Genomic DNA, 12,970 nt, shown 5'->3' with positions numbered 1-12,970 from the left:
CATTAGCGGAGAGTCCTGACTCTCCGCTAAATACGTGTTACATAGACAAGAAAATCACTAAGAAGCCGCCTAGTGCCAGACGATAAATAACAAACGGTAACATACCCATTCTTTCTATTACTTTTAAGAAAAAGTGGATACAGGCATAAGCCGCAAAAAATGAAAGCACTGCACCGGTAATGATATCTGTGGCATTAAACTCTGTGCCTTCAGAGATTAACTTATAAGTTAGATAACTGCCTGCCGCCGCAATAACTGGAATTGACATCAAAAATGAGAACCTAGCAGCACTTTGCTTATTCAACCCCATCATTAAGCCAATCGTCATAGTAATCCCTGAACGCGAAGTGCCTGGTAGAACCATAGCAATAACTTGAGATAAACCGATGCACAACGCCATAAACCAATTCACCTGGTAGATGGTTTTAACTTGTTTGGCGGTCTTGTCCGCGTACCACAGTAATAAACCAAAGCCAATTGTGGTGGCAGCGATGATCCATGCATTTCGCGAGTACTCTTCTACAAAGTCTTTTGCAAAGTAGCCAATGATAAGGGAAGGTAATGTAGCCAATAAAATAAACCAACCAAGCTTACTATCATCGGTGGCCCCCTGATTTCCAAACGACTTGAACCACGCAGTTAATATCTCGCTGACTTCTTTACGAAAATAAATCACAACAGCAAACAAAGTACCTACATGTACTGCTACGTCAAAGGCTAAGCCTTGATCTTGCCAACCAAGTACTTGTGAAGGAAGGATCAGGTGTGCTGAGCTAGAGATTGGTAAAAACTCGGTTAACCCTTGAATTAGGGCCAATACTATTATTTCGATAATACTCATTTTATTTTACAGCTCCACTTTCCATAGCTTTTGAGAAGGGTTGTGATAGTTTTGCCAAATCGTTTTTATTTTTTGACCTGCAACCGGGTGTGTAACCTCAGCAGCCACTTCAGACAATGGCAAGAGTACAAACGCATTTTTGGTAATTTCATCTCTTGGTAATTGTGCAGGTTCTTCACAAATCATGTCGTCGTACATCAATAGATCGAGGTCTAGAGTTCGAGGGCTAAACTTTTTATCACCTCTCGTACGACCATTATCTTGTTCGATTTGTTTTAATATGAGACAAACTTGTTCAACGCTAATTGTTGTTTTTGCAGCAAATACGGAGTTGAAGAAATTTCTTCCGCTAAACCCAACTGGCTCGCTCTCATATACATTGGAATGTGAATAGTCTGGAAAGTGCTCAATTAAAGCGGCCAATCCATTTTTAAAATGTCGCTCTCGGTCCACATTAGAACCAATACTGATGTAAATTTCTGCCATTAGTTTTTTGTCCGTAAGATCTCAATCCCCACTGTTTGGGCTTGTGCAACCGCTGCGGGTTTGCTCACTCTTATTTTAACATCACTGACAGAAAACTCGGCTAGAATTGCATCGGCCAAACGTTCTAGTAAAGTTTCTAACAATTCTACTTGGCAAGAAGTTGATAGCTCGATTACTCGCTCGCTCACTTTGGCATAATCTACAGCGAGATTAATGTCATCCGTCTTGGCCGCTTGAGTAATATCTGTAGACATTTCAATATCAAAATAAAGGCTTTGTTTACTTTCTTTCTCAAAGTCGTAAACTCCTATTATGGTCTCGACGTGCAATTGCGAGATATAGACCTTGTCCATGTATACTCCTAGCATGACTAAAACAGGTCGGCTCAATACTTATAGCCGTATAAAAGAATCGCGATCATAGCCCAAATTAAAGCAAGAAAAAATAAGGAAGCTTGTGTTAGTCATTTTAATGTGTGTTTGTGCTTATTTATTTGGTTCAATTTCGTCCGCGATTTTAATCTCTCGGCTGTTTTCTTTGCCAGATCCGCGATTTTCAGGCTCAAACAATCCAGGTGCAACTAATGTTTTGAGGCTTGGCGGTAAGCTTCCAGCAGCGCTCGTACTCGTATTCGATGTGCTAAAGGGCACGATCCCCGTTTGGGGAGCTTACTTTCTAAATATTGAGCCAATATGGCTGGGTGCCGTCGCGGTGAGTGCTTGCCTTGGACATATTTATCCAATATTTTTTCACTTTAATGGTGGAAAGGCTGTGGCCACCGCATTTGGTGCACTACTACCAATTGGGCTACCTTTGGCTGGGTTATTAATTTTGACCTGGCTGGTGATTTTGTGGGCCTTTCGCTTCTCATCTCTTGCAGCAATAGTCACGGTTGCAGCAGCACCTTTATATACTTGGCTTATCAAGCCTCAATATACATTGCCCGTAGGCTTTTTAACTATCTTGATAATATTTCGACACAGAGCGAATATCTCTAGGCTCTTGCAGGGCAAAGAACCTAGAGTCGGTAAGAAAAGCGCAGATAAACCCGATTAAGACACAGGTGGTAAGTTGTCTAATGGCCAACGCGGTTGCGTTTTCATGTCAAGTGGAGCAACCTGTCCAGCTTTAAGACGCTGCATCCCAGCAAACGCGATCATCGCGCCATTGTCTGTACAAAACTCAGTCCGAGGATAATAAACGCGACCTTGCATCCCCTGCATCATGCGCTCTAGTTTTCCTCTTAATTCAATATTTGCACTCACACCACCTGCAATTACCAAACGCTTAATACCCGTTTGTTTTAAGGCGCGCTTACACTTAATGGCCAATGTATCAATGACGGCCGTTTGAAAAGCATGCGCGATATCTGCTTTAGTTTGCTCGTCGCTACCTTCATTTTTTATCGTATTTGCGGCGGCTGTTTTTAGGCCACTGAAGCTAAAATCAAGTCCTGGACGGTCTGTCATCGGTCTCGGGAAAACAAACCTATCAGGTACACCTTGTGTTGCTAGCTTTGCAAGTAAAGGACCGCCTGGATAGTCTAACCCCAATAATTTAGCTGTCTTATCAAATGCTTCACCTGCTGCATCATCCACAGATTCGCCCAAAATTTCATATTCGCCAATACCGGCAACTTTTACCATCATGGTATGCCCACCAGATACAAGCAAAGCAACAAACGGAAACTCTGGTTTATCCTCTTCAAGCATAGGAGCCAGTAAATGACCTTCCATATGATGAACTGCTACAGCAGGAATATTCCAACCAAACGCCAGTGAGCGGCCAATTGAGGTCCCTACAAGCAACGCCCCTACCAACCCAGGGCCCGCTGTATAAGCAATACCATCTAATGACTCAGGGCCACAATTAGCTTGTTCAAATGCCGCTTCAATTAATGGAATTGTTTTTCTTACATGATCTCGAGACGCAAGTTCAGGTACTACACCACCATAGTCAGCATGCACTTTTACCTGACTATACAGTTGATGGGCCAATAAACCTTGTTCATCGTCATAAATGGCTATGCCGGTTTCATCACAGGAAGATTCAATACCTAAAATACGCAACCTTGTTCTCCACTACTTTACTTTATCTTCTACTTACGCTGACTCAATAGCCAAGCCAATATTGGTCTGCCCATCACTAACCGCCTGCGCTTTCAGCTGCTTAATTGATTCCGAAGTGATTCTCCCCATCCCTTCTACAAAGTCAATTAATTCTGAAAGCACGTCAATCTCGTACTGCATTAAGGGGTGCTCTCGCACTAACTTATTATCCGGTGTAATGTCTTCCGACATCAATAAAAACTCTATGTACCTAGCAACAGTCGCTTGCGAAATTTTTGCCACGTTGACAAACTCTGAGTCATCTTTCGTCATTAACCCTTGGATAAACCCAAGTAATGCTGTTGATACGTCAATTGCAGGGTAAGTTCCAAACATATCAAAGTCTGATAGTTCAGGTACGTTTGGCTCAATTTTCTCTATTTGCTTTTCAAGGCTAATTTTACTTTTTGGCAGAAGAAGCTTTTCCCAGCATAAATTTAATGCGTTTTTGAACACTTGCTCATCACCAAACCCTGTCGCTTCACTAAAAAGCCCGTAGTTTGGTGTCATACGTTCCAAAATAGCAGCCGCAAGAACGGCTTTTTGTAGATAATTAAGTTCTCTGATCCGCTGAAAGTTATTTGCTTTGTTCATATTCACTTCCGCAATGCCAACAACATTGAAATGCCGCACCATTTTGCTCATTACAATTTGGACACTGCCAATCTTCATTTGATTTTGACTGGCGGTAGTTTACCAATATTTCTTCGCCAAGGGGCAATTTTATCGCAGGCACAAGGATCTTTATTGCATTATTCGCAAAGGGCAACTCCCCCAAGGAAGAGCTCAGCGCCTCCCCTTGAATTTTAGTCGTTATTCTTGCTTGGTTAAGCAAGCCATTGACCAGATGTGCTTCAATTACATTATCAGTACTGAACAAACAACACCAAGTATCTAATTCGTTTACCATAGCGTCCAAATCTAATTTTGCTATCATAAACAATATTGTAGTGTGTAAATTGGAAGAGCTCTATGACTCTCACAACACCGGGATTACTTTTTCCTGCCATTTCTTTATTATTACTTGCGTATACCAATCGGTTTTTAGTATTAGCCCAACTAATTAGGGAGTTAAACGCACGAGAGGGAGACACCTTGCGCTCCCTTGTTGTGCAGCAAATCAATAATTTAAAAAAGCGCATCAAGTTAATCAGACTGATGCAAGTCTGGGGCGTATTTTCATTTTTACTTTGTACCCTATCCATGTTTGCCTTGTTCATTGAGGTAAATTTGCTTGGTATTGTTTTGTTTGGGGCCAGTTTATGCTGCCTAATCGCATCGCTGATGCTTTCGCTGTACGAAATCCATATTTCGTGCGACGCAATCGAAATTGAACTCAATAATATTGAAAAAAAGCCAATGCAAGAGTAAGCATCTCGCCTTGGCCTGACTATACTGACATTAACAACAGTAAAAGGCGGGCCGTGTGTGAGTGGTTTTCTTTTTTCAAATGAACAACTAAGAGAAGAAGCGAGTGCCCCAAAAGAGGATGCCTTCTGGGAAGTGCTAGTCGTAGACGATGAGGAAGACATCCATCAGGTAACCAAACTCGTTCTTTCTGACTTCAGGTTTGAAGAAAAGTCGTTGCGATTTCATCATGCTTATTCGGCACAGCAAGCCATGGAAATTTTAGAGGGCGAAAACTCAATTTCAGTTGGCTTGATTGATGTTGTTATGGAAAATAACCATGCCGGATTAGACTTAATCAAATTTATTCGTAACGATATCGCCAATCATGATATTCGATTAATTTTGAGAACGGGGCAGCCAGGAGAAGCCCCTGAAGAATCTGTCATACGGGACTATGACATCAATGATTACAAAAACAAGACAGAGCTAACCGCCGTGAAGCTAAAAACACTGCTTTACTCTGCCCTGCGCTCTCATCGAGATTTACAAACCATCGAACTGCATAAAAAAGGACTAGAGCGTATTATCGCTGCCTCTTCAAGCTTTTTAGAGTGTGATAATGTACAAGACTTCGCCTCTACTATACTTGACCATGTTTCTCAGGTTTTAGGCTTATCAGACTCTGAAATTTATTGTGCAGCGGCGACAAACCGACAAACCGACTCAGGTTCACAATTTAAGCTGTTGGCCGCATCGGGCGAAGGCGTTGAGCCAAGCTCAGAAAAAATACCCACAAACGTCAAAAACCTTTTTATTGAAACACATAACAGAAAAACTTCTTGCAAGTCTTGCAATGAATATGTGGGCTATTTCACCTCAAAAGGCGGCCTAGAAACGATGCTTTATGTCAGTAAAAAAAGCTCTTTACGGAGTACAGACTGCCAGCTTCTAGAGTTCTTTGCCAACAATATTGCACTTGCGCACGATAATATAAAGCTCAGAGAAACAGTAAAAGAATCTCAACGAGAACTGTCTTATATATTGGGCGAAGCCGTAGAAAAACGTTCAAAAGAAACAGGCTCTCATGTTAAGCGCGTCGCGATGTACAGCAAATTGCTTGCTGAACTTTCGGGTATTAATAGCTATCAAGCTGAAATTATTAAAATGGCGTCACCACTTCATGATATTGGCAAAATTGGCATTCCAGATGTCATTCTTAACAAGCCGGGGAAGCTTACCAGTGAAGAGTGGGAAATAATGCAAACTCATGCCCAGTTAGGCTATGAGATATTGAAAAATTCTACGAATGAAATTTTGCAATGTGGCGCAACAATTGCCCATCAACATCATGAAAGGTGGGATGGCAGTGGCTACCCACAGGGTTTAAGCGGCGAGAATATTGACATAGTAGGCAGAATAACTGCCTTGGCCGATGTTTTTGACGCGCTCGGCAGTAAAAGATGCTACAAAACGGCTTGGCCACTTGAAAAAGTGATTTCTGAGATTAAATCTCAAAAATCCAAGCAATTTGATCCCAAATTAGTTGATTTGTTTATAAATAATCTGGAACAATTCACTTTAATTAGGGATAACCATCCCGACTAAAATTTTGTAAGCGAAATGTAAAAAATTCACTTGGATGTTTCCTTAATCTGTATTAGTATTAGGAAATCAACGTTATGATTGCATTTTTGTTGAAATAAAAGGAATTTCAAATGAGATTTGAACAACTTGAGCAATTTGTTGCTCTTGGCAACCTTCGTCATTTCAGACAAGCTGCCGAACAAACCCAGATCAGTACTTCTGCGTTGACCAGAAGCATACAAACTCTGGAAGATGAAATTGGGTGTGAGCTCGTAAAACGCTCTACACGATCAGTGAAATTAACTGAACAAGGAGAGCTGTTTTTAAACTATTGCAAAACCACATTAAGTGAACTTGACGTGACTAAGAATACGATTAAGCAAAGCTTATTTGGTAGAGATCAACAAAAACTAATCGTAGGCTATACGGCTAAAGCAAGTGAAATTGTGCCAATGTCTTGCGGTAAGTTCCTAGCTGATTATCCTAATGTAAAAATTGAGATGCAGCTTCTAGACGAACATGAATTGACGAGAAAAGTACAACTCGGTGAAGTTGACATTAGTGTATATCTTTCTTCTGCGACAAGCTTAATAAGTGATATTCATTTGCCAGATCAGCTTATTCTGTTCGTTTCTAAAATGCACCCGCTGGCTTCTCAGGATTGCATTCGCAGATCAGAGCTTTCTCAGTACCCTATGTATGGTTGTTTCTCTCAATCTAAACAGGTGCAGAGCATGCTTAATGAAGCTGTTGAAGGTCTGAACAAGTCAACCAGTGTTAAGATAGGCAACATCACGCAAGTTATTGATGGTTTGAAGTGTAGCCAAAGCTTTGCTATTGCAAGCATTGAGCACTCAAAAACGATTGCGCAAGATCCTGAATTAGCGCTGTTAAAGACTAATAAAGATGATAGTCACGAGCAGTTAGTTATTAATACTAACCATCAAATTAGTGGTAATACCCATGTCAGCAGCTTGCTCAAGCTGATTGAAAAGACGGCAAGTCAATTACAAATGAATAGTGCGCCAGTGCATTCTTAATTTCTCTTCTACTTGACGCACGTAGCCCACATCCTCTTTTTGATGTGGGCAAGCGTTTAACCTAACAACACGCCCACAAACAATATCAATCCAACATAATTATTATTTAAAAATGCCCTGAAGCAGGCGTCTCTGTCACGTGTTGTGATTTCTTTTTGTAAATAGCCTAACGCAATACATGCTAAGCCAAAGGCCGCCCAAAAACCGACTCCTAAGTTATAACTCATTGCAACATAGGCCATTATTAACATAAACCCAAGGTTCAAAAGTGCAATAATGTGCCTGTCCCACCTACCAAATAAAATTGCTGTAGACTTAATACCAATTTTCAGGTCATCATCCCTATCGACCATGGCATACATTGTATCGTAGGCGACAGTCCATACCAGATTAGCCACAAATAGGTACCAAGCCACCATAGGCACCTCACCTGAAGCCGCCATGAAAGACATTGGGATCCCCCAGCTAAAAGCAGCCCCAAGTACCACTTGTGGCAAATGTGTGTACCTTTTCATAAACGGATACATAGCAGCCAAAATGACGCCCCCAACGGACAGTGCAATTGTTTGCCAATTTAGTAATAACACTAGCGCAAAAGCTGCAAGCACCAAGACAAAAAACAAGTATAGTGCTTCTTTTGAAGAGACGGCCCCTCGTGCCAATGGCCTCATCGCGGTTCGTTTTACAGCGCCATCTACCTTACGATCTGCAAAGTCGTTAATCACGCAACCCGCACTTCGCATTAAAAATGTCCCCAGCGAAAATACAAATATATGCAATAAACTAGGCGAGCCATCTGACGCTAGCCATAAACTCCACATGGTCGGCCACAATAGTAAAAACGTGCCTATGGGTTTATCCAAACGCATAAGTTGCTTGTATTCTGGGTAGTGTGATAACTGTAAAACAGCACTTTTCATTTACTTAATTCCATTGTTGAATATTTCGCATACCAAAACTTTCGCATTTTGATTTGTAAATATACTTCGTCTAGCAAAGAAAGGCATAACTGAGGCCGCAAACAATTCAGCTAATTGTTTACAGCTTTGCGCACATTGAATATGGCTCACTTCTAGATCGCCACGTTGCCAGTCGGACTCCTGAAACAACCTTTCTCCCAGTGGTTTGTTACCCATGTTGCTTAACCCCAACTCATTCGCTTCTATAGTAATCCAACTTTGTGCATAAACATGTGGCGCACCGTCACATAGCAATAGTACTTCTCTACATAAGCTTTGATTAACGCTGTCACCTAATAGTTTGGCTATATTCGCTGGTGGCTTCATCAACGACTCATTTAATACTTGCACACTAAAATCGACACACTGACTCTTAAGTAACGCCGTTAAGGAGCCCTGCTCTACTAATCTATCATACAACCAAGAGGGGGCTTTTTCATTCAGTTGGTTTATGCCACACCACTGATAATCTAAGGAAATAGGATTTTTTAACAATTCAATTATTCAATAAGGACCAAATCGCCGCCATGATACCAAAGCTTAGCAATGCAAAAAAGTTTGTGATTATCTTATTGCCCGCTGTTCATGTTTTAGATTTAAGTATAAACTAAGCTTATTATTGATATTTGGTTACTTTTTTTAGGCAATTATGGTTCGTGTTCATTTATTGTTAGTAGCGCTATTGGTCAGCACATTAAGTTTTAAGCTTAAAGCAGAGTCTACTGTTGGCTATTATGGCTTTGAGCCAGATATCATCACTAATTATATTGGCCAATCCAACAAAAAATTGGGCTATGTCAGGGTCACTATTGACCTTATGCTAGACGATATTTCCAACATCGCTGTCGTAGAGCATCATACCCCCTTATTGAGAGATGCAATCGTACAAATCTTAAGTAAAGAGCCTGAAGAGTCAATCAAATCGTTAACTGGCCGAGAAGAGATAAGACAAAGATGTGCGGCAAAATTGAAGTCTCTGCTAAAAGATGAGACCGGACAAGAGATAATCCGAGAAGTCCTGTTTACAAAATACCTTTACCACTAATTTTGGCATGTAAAAAGGCCACTACAATACCTGACAATAACCCAAACAAGTGAGCCCAATTCGCCATACTGATAAACAGCACGTCAGCAAACCCAAGAACCATCCAAATTAACATGAAACCAACGATTGGCTTGGACAATATTGGGGTCTCGCTGCTATTTAGCGAAGAGTAAACCCAGCAAAACCCTAGCTGCGCATACACCACGCCACTGAGTCCACCGAATTCTGCATCTACGAAAAGGAATTGCGCCCAGTTACTAATAACTGCACTGGCAATGAATAATACGGCTAGCGTATAGAAATTCGTCCTCGTGACTATTTGATCACCCAGATAAAGCCACCAACTCAGGTTAAATAACAGATGGATAATACCAAAGTGCACAACCGCTGGAGTTAACCAAGTAATTGGCTTGTCTATATTGAATTTCAGTGCATTAAAAATGCTATTGGCATCATACACAAAGAAGCTTGCAAAAAGTAAAACGCTGATGATAGCGACTGACTGAAGTAGCCAGTTGAGGCCCATAAAGCGTGAGAAGAGGTTTAATTGCGTGCCTTCGTACTTTAATGGGTTTTGCGTCGACCCGACCTGCCATGACGCTTGGCTATACTTATCGCTATAAGGGTCTGAAAGAAACTCACGCCAATACTGTTCGGCCACAGCATAGTCCTGTTCCTTTATCCACACAGTGACCACAGTGCCGTCTTCACTATGTAGTTGGCAATGGATCCCCTGTGTGCGAAGGTAGTCAGCAGCTCCTTGAACCGCTCTGGGATCAGAAAAGGAGCCTAAACATTTCATTTTTCGATACTATTTGGCTGAGATTGCTCCCACTGGGTAAATCCGCCATCCATGCTATATACATCTTCAAAACCTTGTTCAACCAAGTAATTGGCTGCACTTTGCGAACTGATGCCGTGATAACACACTATGATGATCGGTTGCTCAAACTCTTTTTCCTGCATAAAGTGCGCAAGATTCTCGTTGGACAAGTGCTCAGATCCCGGAATATGGCCCGCTGCATAAGAGTTTGGATCTCGTATGTCTGCTATTACAACATTCTCGCGAGACATCATTTCATGGGTTTGTTCAATGGTGATATGTTTAAAAGACATCTTACTCTCTTTAAAAAACGACCTTCAGAAATGCGGCCAATATGTTTTCTATTAGCCGCAACAACACACGCTTGGTGTTCAATGCCCTAGGCTTAGCCCTAGGCTTAGCCCTAGGCTTATTCTGCCCAGTTTAAAATTACTTTTCCAGATTGACCAGAGATCATGGTATCAAAACCCTCTTGGAAGTCATCAACATGGAATTGATGCGTAATGATTGGCTCTAGGTTTAGGCCAGACTGGATTAAGCTCGCCATTTTATACCAAGTCTCAAACATCTCTCGTCCATAGATGCCTTTGATTACAAGACCTTTAAAAATAACCTGATTCCAATCAACCGCCATATCACTTGGCGGAATGCCTAGCATGGCGATTTTTCCACCATGGTTCATGTTATTGAGCATACTGTTGAAAGCAACTGGCACACCAGACATCTCTAAACCAACATCAAAGCCTTCTGTCATGCCGAGTTCTTGCATGACATCTTCCAGCTTTTCGTTTGCAACATTAACCGCTTTTGTTGCCCCCATTTTTCTTGCAAGATCTAGGCGATACTCGTTCACATCAGTTATTACGACATGACGTGCACCAACATGTTTAGCAACCGCTGCTGCCATAATGCCAATAGGTCCTGCACCTGTAATTAGCACATCTTCACCTACCAGATCGAAAGACAGCGCAGTGTGAACTGCGTTACCAAATGGGTCAAAAATAGATGCTAATTCATCAGAGATATTATCGGGGATTTTAAATGCATTATATGCAGGGATCACTAGGTACTCAGCAAATGAACCTTCTCTGTTCACGCCAACACCAATTGTGTTACGGCATAAATGAACACGTCCGCCACGACAGTTACGGCAATGTCCACAAGTAATATGGCCTTCACCAGATACACGGTCACCTATCGAAAATCCACGTACTTCTTGCCCCATATCAACGATTTCACCCACATATTCGTGGCCTACTACCATAGGTGTTGGAATGGTGTTTTGCGACCACTCATCCCATTTGTAAATATGGACATCCGTACCACAGATCGCTGTTTTACGGATCTTGATAAGCAGATCATTGTGCCCCATTTCTGGTTTTGGCACATCGGTCATCCAGATCCCTTCTTCAGCTTTCAACTTGGATAATGCTTTCATAATACTCACTCGTTAGAAAGTAGGTGCCAAAGTGGCACCAAACTATTAAATCACACCTAAATCTTTACCAATGCGGATAAACGCAGCAATCGCTTTATCTAGTTGCTCTTTAGTATGGGCAGCCGAGATCTGTGTACGAATACGTGCTTGACCTTTTGGCACAACAGGGAAAGAAAAACCAATCACGTAAATGCCTTCAGCGAGTAATCTGTCCGACATTTCTGCCGCAACTTTAGCGTCACCCAACATTACAGGAATAATTGCATGGTCTTTACCTGCGCAAGTGAAGCCAGCAGCTTCCATCTCATTGCGGAAATATGCCGCGTTTTCCCACAGCTTTTCACGCAACGCTTTACCATCTTTGAGCATATCTAATACTCTGATAGACGCTGTTACAATAGACGGGGCCAATGAGTTTGAGAATAAGTATGGGCGTGAACGCTGACGCAACCACTCAACGATTTCTTTCTTACCTGAGGTATAACCACCTGATGCACCACCAAGCGCCTTACCTAAAGTACCGGTGATAATATCAACACGGTCCATTACACCACAGTACTCAGGCGTACCAGCGCCATTTTCACCAACGAAGCCAACTGCGTGTGAGTCATCGACCATTACCAGTGCATCATACTTGTCAGCAAGATCACACACCGCTTTCAAGTTACAGATCACACCGTCCATTGAAAACACACCATCTGTCGCAATTAGCTTGGTTTTCGCGCCTGCTTCAGTCGCAGCGATTAGCTGTTGTTCTAGGTCAGCCATGTCGTTGTTCGCGTAGCGGAAACGTTTCGCTTTACACAAACGTACACCATCAATGATTGACGCATGGTTTAGTGAGTCAGAGATGATGGCATCTTCTGGGCCTAAAATCGTCTCAAATAAACCTGCATTGGCATCAAAGCAAGAAGAATAAAGAATCGTATCTTCTGTTTTTAAGAAGCTGCTGATTTTTTCTTCTAACGTTTTATGGATATCTTGTGTACCACAAATGAAACGTACTGAGGCAACGCCAAAACCGTGATCAGAAAGCCCCTGTTGCGCAGCTTCAATCAGCTCTGGATGATTAGCTAAACCTAAATAATTGTTTGCACAAAAATTGATTACACTTTCACCTGTTGAAACCGCAATTTCAGCTTGCTGTTGTGAAGTGATAATACGTTCTTTTTTATATAAACCTTCAGCTTTTACTTCTTCTATTTGTTGTTGAAGTTGGCTGTAAAATGCCGCTGCTCTCATGTAGAGTCTCCATTGGTTGCACGGAGTGTGTAAACATCTGATTGTCGTAACACT

Annotated in this window: 17 protein-coding genes; 5 read left to right on the top strand and 12 right to left on the bottom strand. The window is 41.8% G+C overall.

The genetic code is table 11. The features are described from left to right. Positions 1-37: 37 nt before the first annotated feature. From N480_RS14135 to folB, 3 genes are read right to left on the bottom strand one after another with little or no spacing between them, the layout of a single operon-like run. Entirely contained in the window at positions 38-841 is an 804-nt protein-coding gene (locus N480_RS14135; protein ID WP_063373132.1) for an undecaprenyl-diphosphate phosphatase, read from the bottom strand. A 6-nt stretch (positions 842-847) separates the two neighbouring features. Next, the gene (gene folK, locus N480_RS14130; RefSeq protein WP_063373131.1) at positions 848-1,327 is read right to left on the bottom strand and encodes a 2-amino-4-hydroxy-6-hydroxymethyldihydropteridine diphosphokinase; all 480 of its coding nucleotides are present in this window, start codon (positions 1,325-1,327) and stop codon (positions 848-850) included. After that, the gene (folB, locus tag N480_RS14125; protein WP_063373130.1) at positions 1,327-1,680 is read right to left on the bottom strand and encodes a dihydroneopterin aldolase; all 354 of its coding nucleotides are present in this window, start codon (positions 1,678-1,680) and stop codon (positions 1,327-1,329) included. The genes folK and folB overlap by 1 nt, the downstream gene beginning before the upstream one ends. 103 nt (positions 1,681-1,783) lie before the next feature. On the opposite strand from folB, the gene plsY reads away from it, so the two are divergent. Then, positions 1,784-2,383, top strand: coding sequence for a glycerol-3-phosphate 1-O-acyltransferase PlsY (plsY, locus tag N480_RS14120; protein ID WP_155732855.1), 600 nt, complete (start codon positions 1,784-1,786; stop codon positions 2,381-2,383). On the opposite strand, the gene tsaD is transcribed toward plsY, so the two are convergent. Genes tsaD through N480_RS14105 form a run of 3 tightly spaced genes read right to left on the bottom strand, consistent with a single transcriptional unit; the run spans position 2,380 to position 4,372 of the window. Further along, the gene (gene tsaD, locus N480_RS14115; protein WP_063373128.1) at positions 2,380-3,396 is read right to left on the bottom strand and encodes a tRNA (adenosine(37)-N6)-threonylcarbamoyltransferase complex transferase subunit TsaD; all 1,017 of its coding nucleotides are present in this window, start codon (positions 3,394-3,396) and stop codon (positions 2,380-2,382) included. The two genes, plsY and tsaD, sit on opposite strands and share 4 nt — an antisense overlap. A 33-nt stretch (positions 3,397-3,429) precedes the next feature. Next, on the bottom strand, positions 3,430-4,029 hold the full coding sequence (locus N480_RS14110; protein WP_063373127.1) for a YjaG family protein: 600 nt from the start codon (positions 4,027-4,029) through the stop codon (positions 3,430-3,432). Beyond that, on the bottom strand, positions 4,013-4,372 hold the full coding sequence (locus tag N480_RS14105) for a putative signal transducing protein (protein ID WP_231101554.1): 360 nt from the start codon (positions 4,370-4,372) through the stop codon (positions 4,013-4,015). Before N480_RS14105 ends, N480_RS14110 begins: the two co-directional genes overlap by 17 nt. Positions 4,373-4,407: 35 nt before the next feature. On the opposite strand from N480_RS14105, the gene N480_RS14100 reads away from it, so the two are divergent. From N480_RS14100 to N480_RS14090, 3 genes are all read left to right on the top strand, one after another. Continuing rightward, on the top strand, positions 4,408-4,806 hold the full coding sequence (locus tag N480_RS14100) for a DUF2721 domain-containing protein (protein ID WP_063373126.1): 399 nt from the start codon (positions 4,408-4,410) through the stop codon (positions 4,804-4,806). Between the two features lie 57 nt (positions 4,807-4,863). Beyond that, a complete protein-coding gene (locus tag N480_RS14095) occupies positions 4,864-6,390 on the top strand; it encodes a DUF3369 domain-containing protein (protein WP_063373125.1) in 1,527 nt (508 codons plus the stop codon). Between the two features lie 110 nt (positions 6,391-6,500). Beyond that, positions 6,501-7,409 carry a LysR family transcriptional regulator gene (locus N480_RS14090; protein WP_063373124.1) on the top strand — a complete coding sequence of 303 codons (909 nt, stop codon included), beginning with the start codon at positions 6,501-6,503 and terminating at the stop codon, positions 7,407-7,409. A 56-nt stretch (positions 7,410-7,465) separates the two neighbouring features. Here the strand turns inward: N480_RS14090 and ubiA are convergent, their stop codons facing one another. Then, positions 7,466-8,329, bottom strand: coding sequence for a 4-hydroxybenzoate octaprenyltransferase (gene ubiA, locus N480_RS14085; protein WP_063373123.1), 864 nt, complete (start codon positions 8,327-8,329; stop codon positions 7,466-7,468). Further along, positions 8,330-8,863, bottom strand: a complete 534-nt coding sequence (locus N480_RS14080; RefSeq protein WP_196761497.1) for a chorismate--pyruvate lyase family protein — start codon at positions 8,861-8,863, stop codon at positions 8,330-8,332. It abuts the gene before it with no gap. 154 nt (positions 8,864-9,017) lie between these two features. On the opposite strand from N480_RS14080, the gene N480_RS14075 reads away from it, so the two are divergent. Continuing rightward, positions 9,018-9,413, top strand: a complete 396-nt coding sequence (locus tag N480_RS14075) for a flagellar basal body-associated protein FliL (RefSeq protein WP_063373122.1) — start codon at positions 9,018-9,020, stop codon at positions 9,411-9,413. Here N480_RS14075 and glpG read toward each other — a convergent pair. The 4 genes from glpG to N480_RS14055 all read right to left on the bottom strand — a co-directional run bounded on the left by glpG (position 9,391) and on the right by N480_RS14055 (position 12,916). After that, a complete protein-coding gene (gene glpG, locus N480_RS14070) occupies positions 9,391-10,215 on the bottom strand; it encodes a rhomboid family intramembrane serine protease GlpG (protein WP_063373121.1) in 825 nt (274 codons plus the stop codon). The genes N480_RS14075 and glpG overlap by 23 nt on opposite strands. Continuing rightward, on the bottom strand, positions 10,212-10,529 hold the full coding sequence (glpE, locus tag N480_RS14065) for a thiosulfate sulfurtransferase GlpE (protein ID WP_063373120.1): 318 nt from the start codon (positions 10,527-10,529) through the stop codon (positions 10,212-10,214). Before glpE ends, glpG begins: the two co-directional genes overlap by 4 nt. Before the next feature lie 116 nt (positions 10,530-10,645). Beyond that, on the bottom strand, positions 10,646-11,674 hold the full coding sequence (gene tdh, locus N480_RS14060) for an L-threonine 3-dehydrogenase (RefSeq protein ID WP_063373119.1): 1,029 nt from the start codon (positions 11,672-11,674) through the stop codon (positions 10,646-10,648). Between the two features lie 45 nt (positions 11,675-11,719). After that, positions 11,720-12,916 carry a glycine C-acetyltransferase gene (locus N480_RS14055; protein ID WP_063373118.1) on the bottom strand — a complete coding sequence of 399 codons (1,197 nt, stop codon included), beginning with the start codon at positions 12,914-12,916 and terminating at the stop codon, positions 11,720-11,722. Positions 12,917-12,970 lie beyond the last annotated feature (54 nt).

Origin of the sequence: Pseudoalteromonas luteoviolacea S2607 (assembly GCF_001625575.1) — a bacterium.
Classification (GTDB): Bacteria; Pseudomonadota; Gammaproteobacteria; order Enterobacterales; family Alteromonadaceae; genus Pseudoalteromonas; species Pseudoalteromonas luteoviolacea_E.
Note: the sequence above shows the minus strand (reverse complement) of the source record. Positions and strands in the feature narration are given on the sequence as shown.

Excerpts from the sequence above, each read along its gene's own strand:
- N480_RS14135 (WP_063373132.1), bottom strand. The coding sequence starts at position 841 with ATGAGTATTATCGAAATAATAGTATTGGCCCTAATTCAAGGGTTAACC.
- folK (WP_063373131.1), bottom strand. The coding sequence starts at position 1,327 with ATGGCAGAAATTTACATCAGTATTGGTTCTAATGTGGACCGAGAGCGA.
- folB (WP_063373130.1), bottom strand. The coding sequence starts at position 1,680 with ATGGACAAGGTCTATATCTCGCAATTGCACGTCGAGACCATAATAGGA.
- N480_RS14110 (WP_063373127.1), bottom strand. The coding sequence starts at position 4,029 with ATGAACAAAGCAAATAACTTTCAGCGGATCAGAGAACTTAATTATCTA.
- N480_RS14105 (WP_231101554.1), bottom strand. The coding sequence starts at position 4,372 with ATGATAGCAAAATTAGATTTGGACGCTATGGTAAACGAATTAGATACT.
- N480_RS14100 (WP_063373126.1), top strand. The coding sequence starts at position 4,408 with ATGACTCTCACAACACCGGGATTACTTTTTCCTGCCATTTCTTTATTA.
- N480_RS14090 (WP_063373124.1), top strand. The coding sequence starts at position 6,501 with ATGAGATTTGAACAACTTGAGCAATTTGTTGCTCTTGGCAACCTTCGT.
- ubiA (WP_063373123.1), bottom strand. The coding sequence starts at position 8,329 with ATGAAAAGTGCTGTTTTACAGTTATCACACTACCCAGAATACAAGCAA.
- N480_RS14075 (WP_063373122.1), top strand. The coding sequence starts at position 9,018 with ATGGTTCGTGTTCATTTATTGTTAGTAGCGCTATTGGTCAGCACATTA.
- glpG (WP_063373121.1), bottom strand. The coding sequence starts at position 10,215 with ATGAAATGTTTAGGCTCCTTTTCTGATCCCAGAGCGGTTCAAGGAGCT.
- glpE (WP_063373120.1), bottom strand. The coding sequence starts at position 10,529 with ATGTCTTTTAAACATATCACCATTGAACAAACCCATGAAATGATGTCT.
- tdh (WP_063373119.1), bottom strand. The coding sequence starts at position 11,674 with ATGAAAGCATTATCCAAGTTGAAAGCTGAAGAAGGGATCTGGATGACC.
- N480_RS14055 (WP_063373118.1), bottom strand. The coding sequence starts at position 12,916 with ATGAGAGCAGCGGCATTTTACAGCCAACTTCAACAACAAATAGAAGAA.